Source organism: Methylobacterium sp. WL116 (genome assembly GCF_008039455.1).
Lineage (GTDB): Bacteria > Pseudomonadota > Alphaproteobacteria > Rhizobiales > Beijerinckiaceae > Methylobacterium.
In genome coordinates this window covers 1-2114 of record NZ_VRUV01000669.1, presented here as the reverse complement: position 1 = coordinate 2114, position 2114 = coordinate 1, and the positions used below count along the sequence as shown (strand labels likewise).

Below are 2114 nucleotides of genomic sequence, written 5' to 3'. Positions count from 1 at the left end.
GCCGATGATCCCGCCGCGCAGCCCCAGCCCGAAGAAGCGGCGCTGGAAGGCGCGGGCGATGAAGTCGTCGTCGGCGCCGACGAAGTGGAGCACCTCCACCACCTCGCGGTTTCCGGCCATGGCGCCGCGGGTGGCGAACGCCACCGCGAGGCCCGTGGCGACCAGCACCAGCGCGACGATGCCGACGCCGATGCCGACGAAGGTGTTGGCCGCGGTCGAGAGCCGCTGCAGCCAGAGCGCGTGGTCGTCGAGGCTGGCGACCCCCGGCATCGCCTCGGCGAGGCCGGCGCGCAGGTGCTTGAGGTCGGGGGACTGGTCGCCGAGCTTCAGGGTGATCAGGCGCGGCACCGGCAGGTCGGAGAGGTCGAGGCCGCTGCCGAGCCAGGGCTCGAGCAGGCGCTCGGCCTCCGCCTTGGAGAACACCCGCGTCGCGGCGATGCCGGGCTCGGCCTTGGCGATGGCGTCGGCCCGGGCGATGTCGGCGTCGAGGTCGCGGCCGGGGGCCGGGCGTACCTGGATCGTCACCTCCTGCGCCACGGTGCCCTGCCACTGGCCGGCGCTCGACGCGACGATCTCGGCCGCGCCCGCGCACAGGCCCGCGAGGAAGGTGAGGATGGCGATGACGGCGGCGAGCGAGCGGCTCGCGGCCGAATCGGTCGGGACCAGGGGCGCGTTGCGCCGCAGGGTCGGGGGCAGCGCCGGATCGACCGCGGCCCTGTCCGGGGCCGTCCTGGCGGCCTGGCTGCGTTCGCGGGTCGTGTCCATCAGCCTTCGATCCGCAGGCGGCCGTCGCCGATCACCATCCGGCGGGCATCGACCGAGTCCATGATCCCGAAATCGTGGGTGGCGATGATCACCGAGGTGCCGAGCTTGTTCAGCTCGAGGAAGAGCCGCAGCAGGCGGCGCCCGAGGCTCGGGTCGACGTTGCCGGTCGGCTCGTCGGCGAGCAGCAGGTCGGGCCGGGCGATGAGCGCCCGGGCGATGGCCGCGCGCTGCTTCTCGCCGCCCGAGAGCAGCGGCGGCAGCACGTGCATGCGCTCGCCGAGGCCGACCCAGCGCAGCAGCTCAACGACCTCGGCCCGGTAGCTGGTCTCGGCCCGGCCCTGGACGCGCAGCGGCAGCGCCACGTTCTCGTAGGTCGTGAGGTGGTCGAGCAGGCGGAAATCCTGGAACACCACGCCCATGCGGCGGCGCAGGCCGGTGAGCGACGCGCTGGAGATGCCGCTGACCTCGTTGCCGAACACCGAGACCAGCCCGCGGGTCGGACGCACCGAGAGCAGGATCAGCCGCAGCAGCGTCGTCTTGCCGGCCCCCGACGGCCCGGTGAGGAACTGGAACGAGTGCGGCTGGATGCGGAAGCTCACGTCGGACAGCACCTCCGGCCCGAGGCCGTAGCGCATGCCGACGTTCTCGAACTGGACCACAGGCCCTTCCGCCCCGGAGAGCAGGCTTTTCGTCGTCGCCGTTTCGCGCAAGGGCCCGTTCGCTCCCGTTCCGTCCCGGTCCATGCCGTCCGCACCGGGATGACCGCCGCGCATGGCCATTTCAAGCCGGCTCCCGGCGGTTTCACCGGAGCTTAACCCTAACCGAAGACGATCGCCCAAGGGTTTTCGCCGCAGGTCCCGCCCGGCTGCCCCCGCCAACGAGCGTGCCGCGTATGCTGATCGTCTGCCCGACCTGCGCCAGCGAATATCGCATCGAGACCGCCCGCGTCGGCACCGAGGGGCGTTCGGTGCGCTGCGCCGCCTGCCGCGAGACCTGGTTCGTGTCGCCGGCCGAGGTGATCGCCGCCCACGAGGCCGAGCTGCAGGCCGCCAGCCCCGGCGCCAACGAGACGGTCTCCGAGGATGCCTGGGCCGAGGCCTCCGCCGCGGTGCGCAGCGCCGCGACGGCCGACACCATCGACAACGTCCCCGCACCGCCGCGAGGCACGCGGGCGAAGAAGGCCAAGCTCGGCTACAAGCCGCTCGGCCGGAACCAGGGCAAGGGCGGGATCGCCGGGCTGTCGCCGGCCCTGGCCGCCTGCCTCGTGGTTTTGGCCGCGAACCGTCTCTTCGTCATCCACCAGAAGGATGCGCGCCATGTCGCCTGTATTTGATCCACCGAGGGAAGGC

Annotated in this window: 3 protein-coding genes; 1 reads left to right on the top strand and 2 read right to left on the bottom strand. The window is 72.6% G+C overall.

The features are described from left to right. On the bottom strand, window positions 1–765 hold a 765-nt coding region (locus tag FV223_RS26030), incomplete at its 3' end, for an ABC transporter permease (RefSeq protein WP_147729644.1). Further along, window positions 765–1508: a cell division ATP-binding protein FtsE gene (gene ftsE, locus FV223_RS26025; protein WP_147729645.1), complete on the bottom strand. Its 744-nt coding sequence runs from the start codon at window positions 1506–1508 to the stop codon at window positions 765–767. The genes FV223_RS26030 and ftsE, both read right to left, overlap by 1 nt. A gap of 149 nt (window positions 1509–1657) precedes the next feature. Between ftsE and FV223_RS26020 the strand changes: the two genes are divergently transcribed. Continuing rightward, window positions 1658–2098, top strand: a complete 441-nt coding sequence (locus tag FV223_RS26020; RefSeq protein ID WP_147729643.1) for a zinc-ribbon domain-containing protein — start codon at window positions 1658–1660, stop codon at window positions 2096–2098. Window positions 2099–2114: the final 16 nt, after the last annotated feature.